We start from the raw sequence: 21,557 nt of genomic DNA on the forward strand, positions 1-21,557 counted from the left end.
TGTGGTTTAAAAGCTAGAAAATTAATAAACTTTCACCAAAAACTTAAGCATGCCCAAATTAAACACCAACGCTCCGGTACTCAATGAAAAACAGCGCGATGTGGCGCAACTGGCCTGGGTGGATGGTTTTGGACGCCTGCTGGATACCCGATTCCGGATACCCGGCACCAATGTACGCTTCGGCCTCGATTTTCTTCTGGGATTGTTCCCCTACGCCGGTGACCTGATCAGTCTGATCTTTTCCGGGCTCATGGTGGCCACGATGGCCCGCAACGGAGCGAGTGGTGTACTGGTGGCCCGCATGCTGGGCAACGTAGCGCTGGACGCGCTGGTGGGAACCGTCCCCATTCTCGGCGACCTGTTCGACCTTTTTTACAAAGCCAACATCCGCAACCTCCAACTGATGCGGGAGCATTACGGGGAAGGAAGACACCAGGGAAGCGCCTGGCCGGTAGTGATCGGTATCGGCATCTTTATCCTGTTGGTATTTGGATTGGTAGCCTGGCTCGCCTGGCAACTTTTATCCTGGACTTGGGGACTTATATTTTCTTAAAAAATCACTCGAAAGGTTTCAAAATTATTGAGCTTTCACCTCATATTTAATTATTTTCATATTTTTTCAAAAAAAGTAAACGAGAACGCAACAACATCTCGGGAAGTACAGTTATATTAGTGCATCAAGTATCTGCCAAATAAAATTTCCCTGCCACCAATTTGCGATTTACTCGGTCGCTAATCAAATAACCAATTATTTAAAACCTATACGGAACAGAAAAATCATTTTTTGTTTCGTATTGTTTTGTTAACCTGTGCAAACGTTTGCACAAACGAAAGTTTTTTCTTATGAATTGGCAGTCCCGATCCTTGTTCCTATTTTTTTTGTCTTTCCTATTCATCGTTCCCGCTCAGGCCCAGATGTCGGAAGATATTGACCGGCTGAATGTATTTGTAGATTGCAGCGCCTGCGATATGTCTTACCTGAAGCAGGAGATCAACTACGTTAACCACGCCGTTGATCCCTTCGTTGCCCAGGTGCACATCTTCATCGCCAACCAGGGCCTCAACTCCGGTGGTACACTTTATAAGATCAACTTCATCGGTAAAGGGAAAATGGACGGCAATAACCTGAACATGGACCTGGAAACGGATCCGACCGCCACTTCCGTAGAAATCAATCAGGCATTAAAACGCACCATCGAAATGGGACTGGTGGCCTTTCTGGCCCACACCCCGATGGGTGACCAGATCGAACTGAAGATCAAATCCGACGCTCCCGTCGCCAAAAGACCGGAACCCGTCAGCGGGCCACTGGATAACTGGATCTTCGAACTCTCCGCCAATGCCGCCTGGAACAACGAAAGCAGCCAGAGTGTGATCAATACCAGCTACGCGCTCGACGCCGACTACGTTACTCCGGAAATGCGGATCCGTATGCGCCCCTACTATTCGTACCGGCAGCAAAAAGTGCAGAACAACGGCGAGGATATCATCTCTATCCGCAGAAGGAGTTACATGACCAGCTCGGTGGTAAAAAGTATCAACGATCACTGGTCTTATGGCTTTTTCCACAGTCTGAATAATTCCACTTACAGCAATATCAAACTCGCCAACTGGATCGCTCCGGCTCTGGAATACAATATTTTCCCGTATTCCGAAGTCCCTTTCAAGGAATTCACGATCGCCTACCGGGTAGGCTGGCTGAGTCAGAAATACTACGAAGAAACGATCTATTTCAAGTTGGCGGAAGAAGTACTGAGCCAGGTATTGAACGTCAACCTGCGGCTACGTCAGCCCTGGGGTTATGTCAATACCTCCCTGCGCGGATCCAACTTCCTGAACGACTGGAGTAAAAACCGGATGACCTTTGACAGCCGCCTCTCCGTGCGCGTCATCAAAGGATTTTCCGTCAATCTGAGTGGAGGATTTGAAGTGATCAACGACCAGATCTCTCTGCCCAAGGGTGAGGCTTCCATCGAGGAGATCCTGCTGGGTCAGCGCCAGTTGGCCACCAATTTCGAGACCAACCTGCGGTTCGGACTCAGCTATACCTTTGGAGATCTTTACAACAATGTAGTCAATACCAGACTGTAATAGCCTTCGATCAGAGGTCAGTCGATATTTACCGGACTGACCTCTGATCGAAAGGAGCGATGCCAGCGTGGCTCAATGCTCTTTTTCCAGCCTTTCGATCAGGCGGCCGGACACCCGGAGAAAATCCATTTCCGTGATCAGGCCGATCAATTCACCGTCCTTTACGACGGGCAGACAGCCCAGCTTTTTATCCCGCATCAGATGCATGGCCTCCACGATGGTGGCTTCGGGGGCGATGGTGATGGGATCGTGGCGCATGATGTCTTTGACCAGTACCGCCTCTTTTCCGTTGAAGCGGTTGCGCTCCGTAAAGTAACGCATGAGAATGCGCGAAGTGATCAGTCCGCTGAGTTTGCCCTTGCTGTCCTCAACGGGCATGTAGCGCACTTTTCTCCATTCCATGAGCTCCGCTACCAATTCGATGATATCGTCCTTCTGGACCGTAAACAGGTCCGTTTCCATGAATTCTTCCACCTTCAGCCGGACCGGGCGGTACTCTTCCAGATCAGCCGTTGTCGGGAGTTCCCATTCGTGTACCGGCGTCCCTTCCCGCTGATTCTTCATCATGCAGGCGGTGAGGATGGTGAGGGCTTCATCGCGGCCTACTTCCTTTTTCAGTTTGGAAAAGGCGCGGAGTTGCCAGCGGGCGCCGTTCATATGCCGTTTGGCCCGCTCTTCAATGATGCCCAGGTATTTATCGATATCTGCTTTTTTGACCTTACGGCTGGTGAGGCCCTTTCTGGCCAGGGGCAGTAGTTCTTCCAGTACCAGATCACAGGCGGAGATCTTCTTATCCTTCATCCAGGTAAAGGTGGTGTCGATCCCGTAGCGGGCCGCTTTGGCGAAATTATCCCGCACGTCTTCCCAGGAGATCACTTCGCGGATGTCCGGGTATTTCATAGCCATGCCGGTCATGGCTCCGATCCAGAATGCCGCGTTGGCCACTTCGTCCACCACGGTTGGGCCGGCGGGCACCACGCGGTTCTCGATCCGCAGGTGGGGCTTGCCGTTATCACTGATGCCGTAGCAGGGGCGGTTCCAGCGGTACACCGTGCTGTTGTGCACCTGTAGCGCCCGCAGTTTCGGCACTTTCCCTTCCTTGATGGTTTCAATGGAATCTTCCGATACTTCGGAATTGAGCAATACCCGGAACCGAGCGATATCTTCTTTGTAGATCTCCATGATGGAGTTTTCCAGCCAGCCCGAACCGAAACTTACCCGCGGGCTGCGCTCACGCATGTGCTCGTGGGTGGTCCGTACGTCCAGTGCCTGCTGAAAGAGGGCGATCCGGGTTTCGTGCCACAGGCGTTTGCCGAACACGATGGGTGAATTGGCCGCGATGGACATGATCGGTGCCGTCAACGTTTGGGCAATGTTATACATCTGCACAAACTGATCCGGCGACACCTGCAGGTGGATCTGAAAACTGGTATTGCAGGCCTCCAGTAGAGGCGTATCGTGTTTTACGAGGATCTCGTCGATCCCCATTAGTCGCAGTTCAAAAGCGGTGCCGATCAACTGGCTGTGAATGGCATCGATGAGGGCGCGATAACGGGGCTTCGGGGTCAGGTTCTGGGAATCCAGATCGAATTTGCGCAGGGTGGGTAAAATTCCGGTCAGCACCAGATCTCCGTCCATTTTATTGAGGGTCTTCTGGATCTTCTTCAGGTTTTCCCGCACTTCTTTCTCCAGCACACTGAAACAATTTCCGCTAAACTCCTGGGGCATCAGGTTGGTCTCCAGGTTGAACTGGGCGAGTTCGGTGGTCAGCCAGTTGTGATCAGCCATCTTTTCCAGTACCGGCATAGCCAGGTTGGCGGGTTTGAGGGTGCGTCGGTTGACCAGACACATCTCCTGTTCGGCCCCGATCCGGATCGTATCTTTTTCGAACCAGTCGTTGTCCAGCATGTACTGCAGAGCCTGCACGTCACGCAATAAACTCCGGGTGAATTTCCGCAGTTCCTCCTGATCGGTAGCAATATTTACTTTTTGTTCACCCATAATTTTTAAAGTGTGTTTGGATAAAGGTAATCATTCAACCTGAAATATAATCAAGGCTCAAACATATTGGCTTATACATTATTTTCGCATTCCGGCGTTGTGGTATTGTGAATCCGGATCATTGGGAAATAGATCCGCTCCGAAATTCACCATCAGCTATTAAAACGAGCAACATGAGAAAGCTTTTGAGTATAAGTATCGTATTTCTTATTTTAAGTGTAGCCTGCAAGAAAGATCGCCGCGAACGGTTATTCGAAATTAACTATCCCAACTTTGAATTTCAGTTTCCCGCCGGTTTGAGCCAATTCCAGGCCCGGGTTTTCGCCTTTCCCGTGGTAGCGACCGATATTGATAATTATTTGCAGCAATTTAGCACCGATACCAGTGCGATCGCCGCCATCAATCCCTATTTCGCAACCATTACCAACAATAATAATGTCGATTTTGATTTTTTGCAAGAGGTATCGGTCCGGGCCTGCCCCGTTGGCATGGAATGTACGGCATTTGATGAAGTTTTTTACCTGGATGACCTCCGCAACCGGCGGCTGAGCCGATTGAACCTGTTACCCACCCTCCGTAATGTGAAAGAATTGCTATCCGGACAGAACTATCGCCTGGAGATCGTCTTTTTCCTGAGCGAGATCTCCCCGTTCACGATAGATTGCCGTTTGGAAATGGCGTTTGAAGCGGTCCGCTAGGTAGCTTTACCATCCGCCTGCCGGATAATGGATATTGCACTAAAATGGCAAGCGCGCTTCGGTCATCCTTTTCACACCACTGCTGAAATACATACATTCAGATCAAAATTGAACCAAGTCGGGGTTTGCTGGTTAAAAAATTGCATTTTGCGGGTTTGTAATGACCCGGCCGGTTACCACCGTCCTTTTTCGTAAAATTTCGCGGTTGCGACGGGACCAAAATCGTTTCGCGTTAACCAAACGTACTATCTACTATTCCAAAAAAATGAAAAATCCAACAGCATGAAAATAAGCCTACCGAAAACACTGTTGCTCGGGCTGACAGTTTTATCCCTGATCTTTGCCTGCTCCAACTCCAAAAATATGTCCGCAGATGACCTCGCTGACCAGGGAGACACGATGCCGGCTCACGATTTCTCCGCGGCCAAAGCCAGCTATGCCGATTTTTGCGCCGGCTGCCACGGCGAGCAGATGCAGGCGTTTGTTGATCGCAAATGGAAATACGGCAAATCGGATGGCGATCTGTTCAAAGCCATCAAGGAAGGATACACCGAAGACGGTATGCCTTCTTACGACACCACTTTTACCGACGAAGAGATCCACGAACTGGTTGCCTACATTCAGACCGGTATTGCCAATGTGGACCAATACGAATTCGAGGAGGAAGAAAAACCTGTCGGTGATCTGGTTACCGAAGCGATGAGCGTACGGCTGGATACCTTTGCCAGCGATCTCAAAAGCCCCTGGGGCATGACTTTCCTGCCGGGCGGAGATATGCTCTTCACCGAGAAAGGAGGCGAACTCTACCGCTATTCCGGATCGGGCGAGCCTCAGCAAATTTCCGGCGTCCCCGAAGTGCTCGCCATGGGCCAGGGAGGCTTGCTGGATGTAGAATTGCACCCTGACTTTGCAAATAATAACTGGATCTACCTCTCCTACTCCAAATCTAAGGAGGAAGGAGGCGAAACCCTGGGCACCACGGCCGTGATGCGGGCCAAACTGAACGGCAATGCCCTGAGTGAGCAGGAAGTGATCTTCGAAGCGCTACCCTATTCCAAAACCCGCCACCACTACGGCTCCCGGCTGGAATTCGATCCGGAAGGTTATCTCTTCCTTTCGGTGGGCGACCGGGGCAACCGCGACCAAAATCCGCAAAACCTGGATAATCACTGCGGAAAGATCCACCGTATTCATGACGACGGGCGCATTCCGGAGGATAACCCCTTCGTCGGCCAGTCCGGCGCTATCGCTTCCATCTATTCTTACGGACACCGGAATCCGCAGGGGCTGTCCCGCCATCCGGAAACCGGTGTTATGTGGGATCATGAGCACGGCCCCCGGGGCGGTGACGAGGTCAACATGATCGAAAAAGGTAAAAATTACGGCTGGCCGGTTATTTCCTACGGTATCAATTACAATGGCACCACCTTTACCAGCAAAACGGAGCAGGCCGGTATGGAACAACCCGACCTGTACTGGGTGCCCTCCATTGCTCCCTGCGGCAGTACTTTCGTGACGGGCGATCGCTATCCGGCCTGGAAAGGAGATCTGCTCGTAGGTTCCCTGCGCTTCAAATACCTGAACCGGTGTATCATGGAGGACAACAAGATCGTTGGCGAAGAAAAGCTTTTCAAAAATATCGGCCGCGTTCGTGCCGTGGAAATGGGCCCCGATGGCTACATTTATGTATCTGTGGAAAATCCGGGCTTTATCTTCCGGGTTGTTCCGCTGAACAGCTAAACCGTTGGCGGAGGCTGGGTTTTCTAGTAGGAGCCTGGCCTCCGGCGACCGGTGACTAAACTAATATGTATGATGCAAGTTGGACGCTTCAATAAATTGAATTTTTCCCGTTCTACCCGTCATGGGATCTATCTGCAGGACGAAGAAGGAAAAGAGGTGCTTCTGCCCAACTCAGAGGTGCCGGAAGATTTTTCGGAAGAGGACCCGATCGAGGTATTCATTTATACCGACTCCGAAGACCGGCTTATCGCCACTACCCTCCAACCCAAGGCCATCCGCGATGAATTCGCCTATATGCAGGTCGTGGAAGTCAGTGCCGTCGGTGCGTTCCTGGATTGGGGCCTGCGGGGTAAGGACCTGCTGGTGCCTTTCTCCGAGCAGCGGCGCAAGATGCAAAAGGACAATTGGTACCTGGTTTTCGTTTATCTCGACGAACTCACCAACCGGCTGGTCGCCTCCAGCAAGATCAACCGTTTTTTTGAGCACCAGCACCTGGACGTCCAGACCGGTGATGAAGTGGAACTTCTGGTGGGTAAAGAAACCGATCTCGGTTTTAATGTGGTGGTAAATAATAAGTACCGCGGACTGATCTACCACAACGAGATCTTTCGTCCGGTGCGGTCCGGTTTTCGCATCCGGGGCTTTGTCCACCAGATCCGCGAGGACGGCAAACTCGATATCCGGCTAAGCGCTCCGGGCTTTGCCAAAGTAGAACCCAACGCCCAGAAGATCCTCACCTATCTGGAAAATCAGGGTGGTTTTCTGGACCTGACCGATAAAAGCGATCCGGAATCCATAAAGCGAAAACTGGCAATGAGTAAGAAGACCTTCAAAAAAGCCGTTGGTGTGCTTTACAAACAACGCCTGATCCGGCTTGAACCGGGTGGTATATTTCTGAATAAGTGAGGGTTATGAAGGTGGAAGCAAAAGAAAATCATGCACGGTTCAAATAAAGTTCTTACCTTTGCGTTGTAGTATTAGCTCAACAATGGTTTTTGAGCAATTTTAAATTGCGTACTACGCATTGAATTTTGAGCAATTATTGTTAGCAATAGATTTTGACCTTGATCGGTAAAAAGTCCGAGTAAACCTGGTAATCTCTACTTTCTTTCCTGCAAGTATATTTTCTCCCGGCTTAACCTCGTTATTTTCTTCTTTCATTGTCTTCGTCTGTAAACGTCTCCCTGTTGAAGTGGAAATTGTACGCTACACACTAATTTCTCGACTTATTAACTTCTTAATTTTTCAGTAATGAACATTTTTGTAGCAAAACTGAACTACGATACGCAGGAAGACGACCTGCGCGATGCTTTCGAAGAATTCGGAGCAGTAGATTCAGTTAAAATCATCATGGACAAATTCTCCGGAAGATCCAAAGGCTTTGGTTTTGTTGAAATGCCTAACGACGACGAAGCTCGTGCGGCTATCGCAGACCTTAACGATTCTGAATTAGACGGTAGAACTATTGTGGTGAAAAAAGCTGAGCCAAGAGAAAATCGTGGCGGTGGCGGCGGCGGCGGACGTGGTCGCGGCGGCTATGGCGGCGGCGGCGGTGGTCGCGGCGGCTATGGTGGCGGTGGCGGCTATGGCGGCGGCGGTGGCTACGGTGGTGGCAATCGCTACTAATCACACAGTAGTTTCCAAGAAATAAAGCTCCTTAGGGGGCATTACAAAGGCTTATCCGGAGTATCTTCGGATAAGCCTTTTTACTTTGTTGCAACAACGAGCCGATTTAAATTTTCAAAACCAGCTTCCCGAATTTGTCACCGCTAAACAGCCGCAGCAGCGTCTCGTTAAAGTTTTCAATCCCTTCGTAAATATCCTCCTGGGTTTTCAGGTGACCGCTCGCCAGCCAGCCGCCCATTTCGGTGAGCGCATCGGCGTATTCCCGGGCAAAATCCATAACCACAAAACCTTCCATCCGGGCGCGGTTGACCAGCAGGGACATATAATTGGATGGGCCCTGTATTTTACCGGTTGCATTGTATTGCGAAATAGCCCCACAGATCGGGATACGTGCCCCGCGGCGCAATTGAGTAAGTGCCGTATCGAGGATATCGCCTCCTACATTGTCAAAATACACATCGATGCCTTCCGGGCAGGTCTCTTTTAACCGCTTGTAAATATTTTCGTTTTTATAATCGATGGCAGCATCAAATCCCAGCTCTTCCTGGATATAGGCGCATTTGCGGGGGCCGCCCGCGATCCCGACTACATGACAGTTCTTGATCTTCGCGATCTGCCCGACAACACTTCCCACTGCGCCGGCACCGCCGGAAACCACCACCGTTTCTCCCTCCTGAAGCGCTCCGATCCTAAGCAACCCAAAATAGGCGGTCAGGCCGGGCATCCCCAGCGTACCCAGGTAAACCGGTAAAGGCGCCAACCGGGGATCAACTTTGTGCCACCCCTTGCCGTCGGAGATCACGTATTGCTGCACGCCTCCCCAACCCGTTACAAAATCTCCTTCCTTGAAATCGGGATGATGGGAGGTCACTACTTCGCCCACCCCTCCGGCGCGCATCACATCATCGATGGCTACGGGTGGAATATAGGATTTTTGATCCCGGAGCCATCCCCGCATGGCGGGATCCAGGGAAATGTATTGCTGTCTTACCAGTATCTGCCCTTCGGCGGGATGAGGAACGGGATGTTCTTCCAGTCTCCAGGTGGCCGCATTGGGAAGGCCCTCCGGTCGTTTTGCCAGTCGAATCTGTTGATTAGCCATTGTTCTAAGTTTTGCAGTAAAATAAGCAAACTACTGCAGACCGCAACGTTTATGTCGATTGAATGCCCCGCCAGGCCAGAATGCCCAGCAGTGCTCCGGTGACCGGAGCCAGCAGATAGATCCAGAGATGTTTAAAATTGCCCATTACCAGGGCCGGCGCCAGAGAACGGGCCGGATTCATCGACGCTCCGGTTACCGGGCCCGCAAAAAGCGCTTCCAGTAATACCGTCAGCCCGATTGCCAGGCCCGCCATGATCCCTACTTCCTTGGACCCCGTGGCCACCTGGATAATGACGAACATAAGAAAAAAGGCGAGCACAACTTCCAGGACGAAAGATTGACCTACACCGCCCGCCGGCAGGGTCTCGCCCAGTGTGGGCGTTTCCGGGAACAGCAACCGAAGCAGCAGACTGGCCAGCGTTCCTCCCAGGATCTGGGCCAGTGCGTAGGGGAATACCTCCCTTCCCGGAAATTTCCCCGCCGCCCAGAACGCCAGGCTCACCGCGGGATTCAGATGGGCGCCGGATTTCTCTCCGGTAGCGTAGATCATGGCCGTCACGATCAGGCCGAAAGTTAGGGCAATCCCAAGATGCGTGATCACTCCGTTCTGTAAATGATCGATCACAATGGCTCCGGTACCACAGAATACCAGGGCGAAAGTTCCGATACCTTCGGCCAACAGCTTACCCAGCAGCGCTTTACTCATTACACTTGCCGGTTTTGAGCAACCAACTGCATTGCCCAGAGTAATTCCCGTCCGATCTGCCGGGCTCTTTCATCGTACCGTTGCCCTTCCTGCGGAGTACCGTCGGCCTCTTTTGGATCCCGGTAGGTAAGCGGAAGGCGGAGCTCGGCACCGGGGATGAACGGACAATTTTCATCTGCATCCGAGCAGGTCATAATGGCGGCAAATTCCCGTGCCGGATTGGATGGATCGTTGTAGGTCTTCGACCAGGCCGTCAGGGGCGTAGCCGTATCCGAGTACCGGATCTCATACCGGGGATTTTCACCGCCGGCAGGTTGGATCCGGAATCCGATCCGCTCCAGAGCCGCTACCGCCCTGGGATTAAAAGCGGTTGCCTCCGTACCACCCGAAAAGGTCTTTATACCGGGCAGGGCGAAATAAGTGGCCGCCACCGCCGCCCAGATCTGACCCAGATGGCTCCTCCGGGAATTGTGGGTGCAAATAAAATTCAGTTGTACCGGGAGATCTTGCTCCAGTCGCTGTCCGATATAATCGGCCAGTTGCTGCAACTCCAGTTTCCTCGGTTCCGGTATCCGATCGGCTTCCCGCAGTAACTCCCGGATAATTTTTTCGATTGCTGGATATAACATGTATCGCTGTTTAAAGGCGGTGTGGAATTAGCAGCATCCGGAACCGGGCGTACAGGCATTTTCCGCCGTGCTTCCCTCCACGATCGGCAGACTTATGGTTTCGAACTGGACTGCCGCTTCGGTTTCTGCGGGTGCCGTGCAGCAGGCCTGTGCTTCGGTAGTATCGTAACGCGGGTCATTGAATTCGGCGTCCTCGTGGAAAAAGTAGACCTCCCATTGGTGACCGTCGGGATCGTTCACCCAGAATTTATCCTGGATGGCGAAGCAACAGGCCGTTCCGATTTCTTCCCGGGAAACGATACCTTCCCGGCGGGCTACTGCAAGCCGTGATTCCATTTCCTCCTTAGTTTCCACCTGAAAGCCCAGATGGCCGAATCCCGATCGTACCCGTTCCGGATTCTCAATGAAGGAAATGATCAGTGCCGGCTTTTCCAGCAGATATTTCGTATAACCCTTCCGGATCTTTTCGGGGCGCTGCCCGAAAAAAGTGTTGTAGAAATCAACGGTCTCCGCCAGATTACTGACGTAAAGGGAAACGTGCATACGTGGAAAACTACTCATAAGATCAGCTTAATTGTTTTATTGCAATAAATGCATGATGTGGTATAAAAAAATCAACAACAGGTATCCCCCAACTGGTAAGCATCAAACAGGCCATTGAAAAGACTCTGGATCTCTTTCCAGCGCTCTCCGTCGATACAGTAACTGATACTGGTACCTTCAATGGTCCCTTTGATCAAACCTACGGACTTCAATTCTTTCAGGTGTCGGGAAATGGTGGGCTGGGCCAGGGGAATATGGTCAACGATCTCCCCACCAATACAGGCATTCACTTCCAACAAGTACTGCACGATGGCAATACGCGCCGGATGCCCCAGTACTTTGGCAATGTCGGCCAGCTGGTTTTGTTTTTCCGTAAAGAGATCCGATTTAGTGGCCCCCATGTCTTTATTTATTTATCGCAATATTACAATTAAAGGATCAAATGTACAAGTATGGGAAAAAGATTTTTTGCCGGACCTATCGATTAGGTGGAGTCTTGATCTACGGTTTTACCGGGTACAGCTCGACCTGTCGGCCTACGCACTGCATAGCGTCGCGGATAGCGTCCTGTTGTTCTTCATTGAGCTTGAAGGTTCGCTTTAACTTCTTGTACTCGATCCGAATGGCTTCGATCGTACTGAAAGTTAATCGGTAAAACATATCGAGCGGAACGATGATGGTATGCTGATAAAGTCGCATATTCGTGGTATCATCAAAAGTGCCCCGATCCGGAACATTGTAAAAGGAGATCACCTCCCCGTCGGACAGTTTCATACGCACATTGAAGCCCGCTTCGATGGGTTGGAAGGTGTATTCCGGAATTGCCAGCGTTAAAAAGAAGCTGTTGATCGTATCGTTTTCGCTGTACATCACGATCGCTTTACCTTCTTCGATCAGGCGTGGCCCGCTGACCGTTTCGTAAAGACTGGGAACCATATAGCCGAAAGCGACGCTACTGGAAGCGACGGTTCGCAGACTGTCAAATTCATCGATCTCATCGAAAGCTATTTCACACTGGGCTGAAAGATCAACCGAAAGCAAAAGTAAAACCAGCCAGAAGCAATGTTTTATCATAGCGTGTAATTTTTGGGTATCATCCTATTCGGGTGCAAAAATAGAGAAATTGATAAAAGAAAGGGGAATGGTGCCTTGTGGTCTTTTCAGTAAGGTGAGGTTCATATTTTATTCAAAACACCGAACTTAGGAGCGGCCCTCCTTATTGTTCATAAGTAAGTTTAAATTAGTTATCCGATCCTATAAAATTATTTTTCACTGATGAAACACCGTTTTTTACTATTAGTTTGCTGCCTCCTCACCTACGGACTCTGGTCGCAGAACCCCACCCAGAACGCCGTTGATCAGCTTGCCAAAGAAGCCGCACTGCAGTACGGACAACTGGGCGTAGCCGTGATCGACGTGCAGACCGGACGGGTCGTCGCTTCCTATGACGCAGAAAAGAGCCTGATCCCCGCCTCTATCCAAAAGGTTTTCACTACCGCTTCGGCCATCGGACTGCTTGGAGCCGACTTTACCTTTAAAACGGAATTGCAGTACGGCGGCAAACTGGGACCGGATGGCGTTCTGCAGGGAAATATATACATCAGGGGATACGGAGATCCCACACTGGGGTCGGACCAGATGGAAGAGGCAGCTGACCTGCCGGAGGTGATGGAAAAGATGAGAATATCCGTTCAGCAAAAAGGCATCCGCCGGATCGAAGGCCGGGTGGTCGGAGACCCGACCTGGCTGGGCACCGAAGTGAACGGCCGGGGCTGGCCCTGGGTAGATCTCGGCAATTACTACGGCGCCGGAGCCTGGGGGCTGAATATCCACGAGAACCTGTACTACCTCCGTTTTCAGCAGAGATCCCGCCTGGGGGATACCCCGCCGATCGTTGAAGTAGAACCGGCCATTCCCGGTCTGGAGTTTCGCAATGAACTGAGCTCGGCGGGCGCCAATACCGGCGATAATGCCTACATCTACGGTGCGCCACGTACCTATGACCGCACTGTACGCGGTACCATTCCCGTAGGCAGCCGGATCTTTTCGATCAAGGGTTCTATACCCGATCCGCCGCTTTTTGCCGCCCAGCACCTCCAGCAACAACTACAGAGCGTGGGCATCATTTCCAGTGATAAGGCCCTCAACTACTGGGACCTGCCGCCGGCGGAATCCCACGGAAACGACCGGCAACTGTTGTACACGCACTTTTCTCCTGCATTGTCGGAAATTGTGCAGCGGGCAAATATGAAAAGCGTCAACCTCTACTGCGAAGCCCTGATCCGGGCGATCGGTCAGGAACGGGGCGATGAAGGTAGCCCCGACGGGGGCATCGAAGCGGCGGAAGCGTTCTGGAAGGATCGCGGCCTGCCCGCGGACGGATGTTTCTTTCAGGACGGCAGCGGACTGGCCCGCACCAATGCCGCTACCAGTCTATTCTTTGCGCGCCTGCTCACCAAGATCGCCCGGGATGAACGCATCTATAAACCGATGTACAACTCGCTGCCGATCGCCGGTCAGAGCGGTGGCATGCGCTACGCGCTGAGGGGTACGGGGGCCGCCGGAAAAGTACGGGCCAAAACCGGAACTTTAAATCGGGTTCGCTCGTTAGCAGGCTATATTACGGCCAGATCCGGCCGCCAGCTCGCTTTTTGTATCATTACCAACAATTTTACGGGAAGCGGCGGAGTTATGCGTAAGAAAATGGAAAATCTGATCCTGAAGATCTGGGAAAGCAATTAGATGGTATTACCTTCCTCCGATAAAATGACCGGGCGTCGGTTATCGGATATCCGGAGTTTTAGAGGCTGCCTACCCTGATACTTTGCTTGCCTGATCTCTTTCATCGTGGTCCACATTGAGGGGACCGGAGCGGAAGCACAGGACGATAGGTGATCAAAATTTATTATTTCTTTAACCAAAAATTAAGGGCAAGTTAAGCTCCTTGCCCGTTTAGGGCCTAAACTGTAACTTTATGGCCACACATTTGCCCTATATGAGACTTTTTACTACCCTTACCAACTGCATTGTTCTTTCCTCCATGCTGCTGCTTTCGGCCTGTCTGGATGGTACGAGTAATGGCTCACCGGCATCCGACAGGAACGGTAATCTCAGTAACGATCCCGATACCCAGTCGTTACGCACCACGGAAGGTCTGCGCGAAGACTACATCAATGAGAATCGCGTGATCTGGCAAAAACCCGATCTGGTGCTCGATCTGATGGGAAATCTCGACAACAAAACCGTAGCGGACATCGGTGCCGGTTCCGGTTTCTTTTCGACCCGCCTGGCGCGTAAGGCCAAAAAAGTGATCGCCATAGATATCGATCCGCAAACGATCGAAAACCTCGACAGCATCCGCCAGATGGAGTTGCCGGAAAACATCCAGGATCGCCTGGAGCCGCGCCTCACCGAACCGGATGTAGCCAACCTCAAAGCGGGAGAGGCAAATGTGGTGCTCATTGTCAACACCATCATCTACATCCCCAACCGGATCGCCTATCTGAAAAAACTGAGCGAGGGGATCGCTCCGGGTGGTCAGGTGATCATTATTGACTTCAAGAAAAAACGCACCCCGGTTGGTCCGCCCAACCAGATCCGCATTCCCGGTTTCCAGATCGAAGAGGAACTTTACCAGTCGGGCTATACCAACATAAAAGTTAACGATACTTCTCTGGACTTCCAGTACGTTGTGATCGCCGAAAAAGGAGCGGCTCAGTAATTCCCATAGCCCTAAAATAATTGCGGGATGCAATCCGTATTATCATCGGTTTGCATCCCGCAATCCGGCAACCATTTCGGTTCACCGGGTGGTTCTTTTCGAAAGGACTATTGCATGCTCAGGATCTCCTTATAACGAGCCGGCGTGTTGATAATGGTGATCGCTTCCTGGATCTCTTCATCGTTTCGCAATCCCATCTGCACTTTCCCGCGCTGGTAGAAATAACGACTGGCGATCTCCTTTTCGATCAGGTCGATGATCTCATCCTTATGCGCCTGTAGCTCATCCTGCTTGGCATTTTCGATCTTTTGCTGGATCGCCTGGATATTGGTTTCCAGATTGATGCCTTCCGTGGTACTTTTCACCAGCAGTTTCTGCAGCATGATCTCGGTTTCGGATTCGTACTCAAAGTTCCGCTCTTTAAGGAAAGACAGGAATCCGGAAAAATCCTGGAAGTGGAATTCTTCCACCGGCGCTACTTCGGGGTTTTCCGCACAGAACTGAGACACATAGTCGAAGATCAGGTGATCTTCCATCAGGCTTTTCAGGATGCCTTCCTCCGTCGGTTTTTTGATGTAAACATCCGGAGAAATGCCGCCGCCGTCCAGTACTTTCCGTCCGTTGCGGGTCTTGAATACCGCGCGTTTATCATCCGGAATGTGTACCGGTTCTCCATCTTCGTATTCTACGCTCTGGATGCAGCGCTGGCTCGGGATGTAATATTTGGCCGTGGTCATCTTCACTTTGGCATTGTATCCGAGGTCGCGGGTATTCTGCACCAGGCCCTTACCGTAGGAGCGTTGCCCCAGCAGTACGCCGCGGTCGTAATCTTGCATTACCCCACTCACGATCTCCGATGCGGAAGCGGAATTTTTATTGATCAGTACCACCAGCGGAATATCCAGATCAACCGCCTCGTTGAGGGTCTTGAAGCTGCGGTCCCAGTCTTTTACTTTCCCCTTAGTGGAAGCCACCAGTTCGTTGCGCGGAATGAAAACGTTGGATACGTTGACCGCTTCGGAAAGCAGACCACCACCGTTGCCGCGCAGGTCGAAGATCACCCCTTTCAAAGCGGGGTTTTCACTCTTCAGTTCTTTCAGTGCATTCCCCACGTTCTGCCCCGCCTGACGGGTAAAGGTGGTCAGCGCGATATAACCGATATCGTTACTTACCATACCGGAGTAGGGTACGTTCGGTACGCTCACTTCGCCGCGTACCAGGCGGACTTTTACTTTATTTTTTTCTCCCGGCCGGTCGATGGTCAGTTCTACCGACGATCCCGGATAGCCGCGCAGGATCTCATTTACCTGATCCGTTGTGCGACCGAAAGCGCTTTTGCCGTCGATCTCCACGATCTTATCCCCAACTTTCAGGCCCGCTTTGTCCGCCGGCTGATCCTGGTAGAGTTCGGTGATCGTTACGTATTCGCCCATTTTTTCACTCACCGCACCGATACCGTGGTACCGGCCTTCCGTGAGAAAGCGGTATCCTTCAATATCCGACTCCGATATATAATTGGTGAAAGGATCCAGCGATTCCATCATGGCATCGATCCCCGTGCGCATGAGTTTACCGGGATCCAGGTCATCCACGTAATAAGTATTGACCTCCTTGTAGAGTGCCGTAAATATTTCGATGTTTTTCAGAATATCAAACTGGCGGTTGGTAGGCGTATATACGGTATTCGCTAATCCGCCCAATAACAATACTACCAAGCCTCCTATTTTCCAAAAACGCTTCATGCTGCTTCCGATTTGATTAAATTTTAATAATGATTCAACTTAGGGGGAATTCAAGGCAGGCAACCTCTATAAAGGACCTAAGCATTGGTTGGTACATGCAAGTTACGATCTTTGCTTCAAAAAAGCTCAGAATTGTATACGGGTAAAAAGGATTTTTGTTCTGATAAATCCCCGCCCCGACTAAGAAGCACTCAAAAAACGACTTACTTCCTCCAGCAAAACCTTGGGGGCTTCAGCGTGCACCCAATGCCCGGCCCCGGGTACGGTGGCCAGTTCTGCCTGAGGGAATAAGGTTTGGATCAATGGCCAGTCGGCATCCTGAATGTAATCCGACCGCTCCCCACGAATGAAAAGGCTGGGCCCCGTGAAAGGCTCTCCCTTGACCGCGGAAAGGATGTGAGGGTAATCCCGGTGTAAAACCGGTAAGTTCATCTTCCAATCGTAGCCTCCGTCCTTATTTCTGCTTAGGTTCTTTAATAAGAATAAACGTATGGACGGGTCAGTAATTGTCCGGGCCAGCTTTTCTTCTGCTTCCGTGCGACTTTCCAGTTGTGTCGGTTCCAGATCCAGCATTGCCTGGAAGATCGTTTCGTGCCCTCCCCGGTAGGCTTTAGGTGCGATATCGACCACCGTCAGCCGGTTGAGCATATCCGGATAGTCGAATGCAAACTGCATCGCCGTCTTTCCGCCCATGGAATGCCCGATGATACTGGCCTCGTAGATCCACTGGGATTCCATAAACTCACGCAGATCCTCGGCGGCAGCCCGGTAGTTCATTTCCTCCGCATGCGGTGAGCGACCGTGGTTGCGCAGATCCACTATATAGACCAGGAAATGCTCGGAAAGTTGCTTGGCAAATGTCTGCCAGTTGTCCAAATTACCGAATAAACCGTGCAGGATGATGACCGGATCTCCCTGACCGAAGGATTTGAAATTGAGGTCCATGAAGTTGGAAAGTTTGTATGTTGATAAGTTTCGAGCTTGGGATCGTGGAAGTTGAGATGATGGAGATTACCCGGCATCCCAACTTCCTTCTATCCGACAGCGGATCAATTGTCCACTGCCTGGCCAACTAACAATCGAAACTTCCATCCGGTTTGATCGCTCACCGGACCGCGGGTCTGTTTCATAATGATCCCGATAATATCCTCCTGGGGGTCAGCGAAGTACTGGGTATTGAAATAACCGCCCCAGTCAAAGGTACCGACACTGCCACTACCTCCCCGGTCCTGTCCTTCCTGGGTAAGTACGCCGAAGGCCAGACCGTAATACCGGCTACCGCCACCGAAGAGGTCTCCGGTCTGGTTGCCCATGATGGATTGTACGGTCGTGCGGCTGAGGATGCGCACCCCGTTCAGTTCCCCGTCGTTGAGGTACATCTGCAGGAAAGTAGCGTAATCTTTTGCCGTACTGGAAAGGCCGGCGCCCCCGGAGAAGAATCGTTTGGCTCCCTTGATCGGATAATCCGGATCGTAGAAGGTGACCGGATAAGGTTCCCACTGGTCGCCGTCCTTTTGCTGTACGGCCACCAGTCGGTCGGATTTGCCGGAAGGCAGGTAGAACCAGGTATCATTCATTCCCAGCGGTTCGAACAGGCGGGTGCGCAGGAATTCATCAAAGGGCATACCGGACATGATCTCGATAAAATAGCCCAGCACGTCCAGCCCTTCGCTGTATACGTAAGCTTCGCCCGGGTGGTGGTGCAGGGGCAGTTTAGCCAGTTTTTTCACACTCTCTTCAATGCTGATCGCTTCGGTGGTGAACAGGTCCGTAATGCCCGCTTTATCGTACAACATGCGGAAGCGCTCATCGCCGTCGATCACGCCGTAGCCCAGTCCGGAAGTATGGGTCAGCAGGTGGCGGATCGTGATCGGCCGCCGGGCCGGTTCGCTGTTGAAGGTAGTATCCTGATAGCGGAAGCCGGTCAGTACCTGGGCATCCTTAAATTCGGGGATATACTTGGAGATCGGATCGTCCAGCTGAAATTTCCCTTCTTCCCAAAGCATCATCACCGCGGTGGAGGTAATGGCTTTAGACTGGGAAGCAATGCGAAAAATAGCGTCCTTCTTCATCTCTTTACCGGACTGGTTATCGGCCATACCGTAAGCCTCGTGAAAAACGATCTTGCCCTTTCGGGCCACCAGGGCTACAATGCCCGGTACCTGCCCTTCGGCAACTGCGTCCCGGCACATGGCGTCAATGCGGTCCAGGCGTTCGTCCGACATCCCTACGCTTACGGGCGTGGCCTCGGTCAGAGGAGGAGATTTCTGCGCGGATTTGGTCTGAGCCGACAGCCCGCCAAATGCGATCAACAGGAAGCAGAGCAGTAGAAGGTGGTTTTTCATAACGTCTTGTTTTGTTTTTACAATGCTTTAAATTCGGGATTGTAGATCAACCCGATGAGATTCCCCCAGGGATCCCGGACCGTGGCTACCACGATCGGACCGCCCACATTTTCCGGTTTTTCAAAACTGGTTGCTCCCAGGGCCAGCAATCGCCGGTATTCGGTTTCTACGTCGTTGACGCCCCAGTAAGTAGAGACATTTTCTCCTTTGGCTCCGGCAGGTACCGATTCGGGTTGCAGGCCCAATTCGTAACCGCCGATACTGTAGCCGATGTAAAAAGGCTGATCAAAATAAGGGACCGTCTGAAAAGCCTGATTGTACCAGCTTTTGGCTGCTTCCATATCCGGCACCTTATAGATGACCGTGCGCAGACCCAGCATTGGTGTTTCCATTTTTTATCGTTTTTGGTTTTATACGTTTGATGGCGGATCAGGTGGCCTATCCGCTCCGGGGAGCTTAGTCACCGAAGGAGATCCCCAGTGAGCGGGCAACGTGCACCAGGTAGTGATCTTTGCCTACGAACTTATTGCCCCCGACGGCCTCTTCCAGCGGTACACTGTCGATCTCATTGTTGCGCAGCGACACCATGCGCCCGTGTCCACCCTGGTCGATCAGTTCAAAGGCTTTTACGCCCATTGCGGTAGCCAGGATACGGTCAAAGGCCACCGGTGTGCCCCCGCGTTGTACGTGCCCCAGTACGGTGGTCCGGATCTGCTGTTTACAACCGGCTTCTTCCAGTTTAAATTTGAGGTAGTTGGCTACACCGCCCAATTTAAAGTGACGGTCTCCCACATCACCGGAAGTTTGTCCGATCGCTTCTCCACCAACGGGTTTGGCGCCTTCCGCCACTACGATATTGACAAAGCCCCGGCCTTTGGTATAACGCTTCTGAATTCGCTTACGGATCTTTTTCAGGTCGAAAGGGATCTCCGGTAACAGGCAGATCTCCGCCCCTCCGGCTACGGCCGTATGCAGGGCGATCCAGCCGGCATCCCGGCCCATCACCTCCATGATCATCACCCGGTGGTGGCTTTCCGCCGTAGTGACCAGTTTATCAAAACTATCGGTAGCGATCTGGACTGCGGTCGAGAAACCGAAGGTCAGGTCCGTCCCCAGCAAGTCGTTATCGATCGTTTTCGGCACGCCTACTACGGGAAGTCCCAGCTTATTCAGCGCCATGGAGATCTTCTGGCTGCCGTCTCCGCCGATATTGACCAGCGCATCAAAACCCAGATCCTTGATCTTCTTCACGACATCACCGCAAATGTTCACATATTTCCAGGTGCCGTCATCTTGCAGTACCGGGTATTCCAGGGGATTGCCCCGGTTGGTGGTTTTCAGGATCGTTCCTCCCTTCACGTGGATACCCGCCGTCTTCTTGGGCGTAAGCTTGATCAGCTCCGGCGGATCGCTCATAATACCGTTCAGAGCTTCCTTACTGCCCCACACTTCCCATTGCTTCGATTTTTTAGCAGCCTTAACAACACCTCTGATCACGGCATTGAGTCCCGGGCAATCGCCGCCTCCGGTACTGATGAGTAATTTTTTCATAAATTGGGAACAATTTAAGATCGTGAAAAATAAATTTTCGAGTGTTTGGTTTTATAAACCGTACGGGTTTGGGCATGATCGTTCTATCCCGTAAAAAAGCACTATTTGGTGGGCATGTTCAATTGGAATGATCCGACAGGTTGCACCACTTGAGAACGGCGGAAAAACGTAGCAAACGGTACGACCAGCGCTAAAGAATGCAGCCATATTTATTTTCACTATCGTTCATCCCACGGCCAAGAACTCCACAACCGCTGCCAATTTGCATTGCAACTCCGGCTCGACCAGTAAAATCGACCGAAAATAAAAGAAAAGACACGACTTATGCAAATTAGTCTGTTTATGATAAGTCCCTAGTTGCGCACGCACGATCAGCACCGACGATCTGGCCCTTGCAGGCAGCGGATTTATAACCAGCAGACACAAGACCAAAATAATTATGACGGATTTTAACGACAATAATACCGGGAATACCCTTTTTCCCGTGTTCCTTAAATTACATCAGCTTCACCTGCTCATTGTGGGTGGCGGAAATGTCGGCCTGGAAAAACTGGAGGCCGTACTCAAAAGCAGTCCGGTAGCCCGGGTAACGCTGGTTGCCGGGGAGATCCGTCGGCCGGAGATCCTCGAGATCGCCAAAAACCACCCGAACCTGGAAGTCATCATCCGCCCATTTCAGATGGACGATCTCGACGGTAAGGATGTGGTCATACTCGCTACGGACAGTCGTCCGCTGCACGCGACCATCAAAACGGAAACCCGGAAACGACACCTGCTGACCAATGTGGCCGACACCCCGGACCTGTGTGATTTCTACCTCTGCTCCGTAGTTAAAAAGGGAGATATGAAAATCGGGGTCTCCACCAACGGCAAATCCCCTACCCTGGCCAAACGTATGCGGGAATACCTGACGGAAAGTCTGCCCGATTCGGATTCGATGCAGACCCTGCTGGACAATCTCAAGGAAGTACGCGACAAACTGGGCGGAGATTTTGATTATAAGGTGCAGAAATTGAACGAGATCACGAGTTCCTGGTTAGAAGAAAGGAAGGATTAATGAAA

General features: G+C 51.6%; 21 protein-coding genes. 9 read left to right on the top strand and 12 right to left on the bottom strand.

Features of this window, described 5'->3' with window-relative positions; translation table 11 throughout:
- The first annotated feature begins 49 nt into the window (after positions 1 to 49).
- Together CRP01_RS24000 and CRP01_RS24005 are read left to right on the top strand one after the other, a co-directional pair.
- Positions 50 to 553: a DUF4112 domain-containing protein gene (locus CRP01_RS24000; protein ID WP_099152654.1), complete on the top strand. Its 504-nt coding sequence runs from the start codon at positions 50 to 52 to the stop codon at positions 551 to 553.
- 290 nt (positions 554 to 843) lie between these two features.
- Positions 844 to 2,091, top strand: coding sequence for a hypothetical protein (locus CRP01_RS24005; RefSeq protein WP_099152655.1), 1,248 nt, complete (start codon positions 844 to 846; stop codon positions 2,089 to 2,091).
- Between the two features lie 72 nt (positions 2,092 to 2,163).
- Here CRP01_RS24005 and CRP01_RS24010 read toward each other — a convergent pair whose 3' ends face one another.
- Positions 2,164 to 4,092, bottom strand: a complete 1,929-nt coding sequence (locus CRP01_RS24010) for a CBS domain-containing protein (RefSeq protein ID WP_099152656.1) — start codon at positions 4,090 to 4,092, stop codon at positions 2,164 to 2,166.
- A 173-nt stretch (positions 4,093 to 4,265) separates the two neighbouring features.
- On the opposite strand from CRP01_RS24010, the gene CRP01_RS24015 reads away from it, so the two are divergent.
- The 4 genes from CRP01_RS24015 to CRP01_RS24030 all read left to right on the top strand — a co-directional run bounded on the left by CRP01_RS24015 (position 4,266) and on the right by CRP01_RS24030 (position 8,156).
- Positions 4,266 to 4,790, top strand: a complete 525-nt coding sequence (locus CRP01_RS24015; protein ID WP_099152657.1) for a hypothetical protein — start codon at positions 4,266 to 4,268, stop codon at positions 4,788 to 4,790.
- 282 nt (positions 4,791 to 5,072) lie between these two features.
- Positions 5,073 to 6,530 (top strand): PQQ-dependent sugar dehydrogenase, encoded by a 1,458-nt coding sequence (locus tag CRP01_RS24020; protein ID WP_099152658.1) that lies wholly within the window; start codon positions 5,073 to 5,075, stop codon positions 6,528 to 6,530.
- 69 nt (positions 6,531 to 6,599) lie between these two features.
- Positions 6,600 to 7,436: a CvfB family protein gene (locus CRP01_RS24025; protein WP_099152659.1), complete on the top strand. Its 837-nt coding sequence runs from the start codon at positions 6,600 to 6,602 to the stop codon at positions 7,434 to 7,436.
- Positions 7,437 to 7,781: 345 nt separating this feature from the next.
- Positions 7,782 to 8,156 carry an RNA recognition motif domain-containing protein gene (locus CRP01_RS24030; protein ID WP_099152660.1) on the top strand — a complete coding sequence of 125 codons (375 nt, stop codon included), beginning with the start codon at positions 7,782 to 7,784 and terminating at the stop codon, positions 8,154 to 8,156.
- 106 nt (positions 8,157 to 8,262) lie between these two features.
- Here CRP01_RS24030 and CRP01_RS24035 read toward each other — a convergent pair whose 3' ends face one another.
- The 6 genes from CRP01_RS24035 to CRP01_RS24060 all read right to left on the bottom strand — a co-directional run bounded on the left by CRP01_RS24035 (position 8,263) and on the right by CRP01_RS24060 (position 12,210).
- Positions 8,263 to 9,258, bottom strand: coding sequence for an NADP-dependent oxidoreductase (locus CRP01_RS24035; RefSeq protein WP_099152661.1), 996 nt, complete (start codon positions 9,256 to 9,258; stop codon positions 8,263 to 8,265).
- Between the two features lie 49 nt (positions 9,259 to 9,307).
- The gene (locus tag CRP01_RS24040; RefSeq protein ID WP_099152662.1) at positions 9,308 to 9,964 is read right to left on the bottom strand and encodes an MIP family channel protein; all 657 of its coding nucleotides are present in this window, start codon (positions 9,962 to 9,964) and stop codon (positions 9,308 to 9,310) included.
- Complete coding sequence (locus tag CRP01_RS24045; protein WP_099152663.1) at positions 9,964 to 10,593, bottom strand: low molecular weight phosphatase family protein; 630 nt, start codon at positions 10,591 to 10,593, stop codon at positions 9,964 to 9,966. The genes CRP01_RS24040 and CRP01_RS24045 overlap by 1 nt, the downstream gene beginning before the upstream one ends.
- A gap of 27 nt (positions 10,594 to 10,620) precedes the next feature.
- Entirely contained in the window at positions 10,621 to 11,154 is a 534-nt protein-coding gene (locus CRP01_RS24050; protein WP_099152664.1) for an ArsI/CadI family heavy metal resistance metalloenzyme, read from the bottom strand.
- A gap of 53 nt (positions 11,155 to 11,207) precedes the next feature.
- Positions 11,208 to 11,537 (bottom strand): ArsR/SmtB family transcription factor, encoded by a 330-nt coding sequence (locus CRP01_RS24055; RefSeq protein ID WP_099152665.1) that lies wholly within the window; start codon positions 11,535 to 11,537, stop codon positions 11,208 to 11,210.
- A 100-nt stretch (positions 11,538 to 11,637) separates the two neighbouring features.
- Positions 11,638 to 12,210 carry a hypothetical protein gene (locus CRP01_RS24060; protein WP_099152666.1) on the bottom strand — a complete coding sequence of 191 codons (573 nt, stop codon included), beginning with the start codon at positions 12,208 to 12,210 and terminating at the stop codon, positions 11,638 to 11,640.
- Between the two features lie 201 nt (positions 12,211 to 12,411).
- Here CRP01_RS24060 and dacB point away from each other — a divergent pair, with 201 nt between their 5' ends.
- The gene (gene dacB, locus CRP01_RS24065; protein WP_099152667.1) at positions 12,412 to 13,878 is read left to right on the top strand and encodes a D-alanyl-D-alanine carboxypeptidase/D-alanyl-D-alanine endopeptidase; all 1,467 of its coding nucleotides are present in this window, start codon (positions 12,412 to 12,414) and stop codon (positions 13,876 to 13,878) included.
- 232 nt (positions 13,879 to 14,110) lie between these two features.
- Entirely contained in the window at positions 14,111 to 14,857 is a 747-nt protein-coding gene (locus CRP01_RS24070; RefSeq protein WP_099152668.1) for a class I SAM-dependent methyltransferase, read from the top strand.
- 107 nt (positions 14,858 to 14,964) lie between these two features.
- Here the strand turns inward: CRP01_RS24070 and CRP01_RS24075 are convergent, their stop codons facing one another.
- The 5 genes from CRP01_RS24075 to CRP01_RS24095 all read right to left on the bottom strand — a co-directional run bounded on the left by CRP01_RS24075 (position 14,965) and on the right by CRP01_RS24095 (position 20,495).
- Positions 14,965 to 16,599 (bottom strand): S41 family peptidase, encoded by a 1,635-nt coding sequence (locus tag CRP01_RS24075; protein ID WP_099152669.1) that lies wholly within the window; start codon positions 16,597 to 16,599, stop codon positions 14,965 to 14,967.
- 180 nt (positions 16,600 to 16,779) lie between these two features.
- Complete coding sequence (locus CRP01_RS24080) at positions 16,780 to 17,544, bottom strand: alpha/beta fold hydrolase (RefSeq protein WP_099152670.1); 765 nt, start codon at positions 17,542 to 17,544, stop codon at positions 16,780 to 16,782.
- Between the two features lie 104 nt (positions 17,545 to 17,648).
- On the bottom strand, positions 17,649 to 18,944 hold the full coding sequence (locus tag CRP01_RS24085; RefSeq protein ID WP_099152671.1) for a serine hydrolase domain-containing protein: 1,296 nt from the start codon (positions 18,942 to 18,944) through the stop codon (positions 17,649 to 17,651).
- 17 nt (positions 18,945 to 18,961) lie between these two features.
- Positions 18,962 to 19,336 carry a VOC family protein gene (locus CRP01_RS24090; RefSeq protein ID WP_099152672.1) on the bottom strand — a complete coding sequence of 125 codons (375 nt, stop codon included), beginning with the start codon at positions 19,334 to 19,336 and terminating at the stop codon, positions 18,962 to 18,964.
- Positions 19,337 to 19,400: 64 nt separating this feature from the next.
- Positions 19,401 to 20,495 carry a 6-phosphofructokinase gene (locus CRP01_RS24095; RefSeq protein WP_099152673.1) on the bottom strand — a complete coding sequence of 365 codons (1,095 nt, stop codon included), beginning with the start codon at positions 20,493 to 20,495 and terminating at the stop codon, positions 19,401 to 19,403.
- A 439-nt stretch (positions 20,496 to 20,934) separates the two neighbouring features.
- On the opposite strand from CRP01_RS24095, the gene CRP01_RS24100 reads away from it, so the two are divergent.
- A complete protein-coding gene (locus CRP01_RS24100; RefSeq protein ID WP_099152674.1) occupies positions 20,935 to 21,552 on the top strand; it encodes a precorrin-2 dehydrogenase/sirohydrochlorin ferrochelatase family protein in 618 nt (205 codons plus the stop codon).
- Positions 21,553 to 21,557 lie beyond the last annotated feature (5 nt).

This window comes from Flavilitoribacter nigricans DSM 23189 = NBRC 102662, assembly GCF_002646595.1.
In the GTDB taxonomy this organism is placed as follows: Bacteria; Bacteroidota; Bacteroidia; order Chitinophagales; family Saprospiraceae; genus Flavilitoribacter; species Flavilitoribacter nigricans.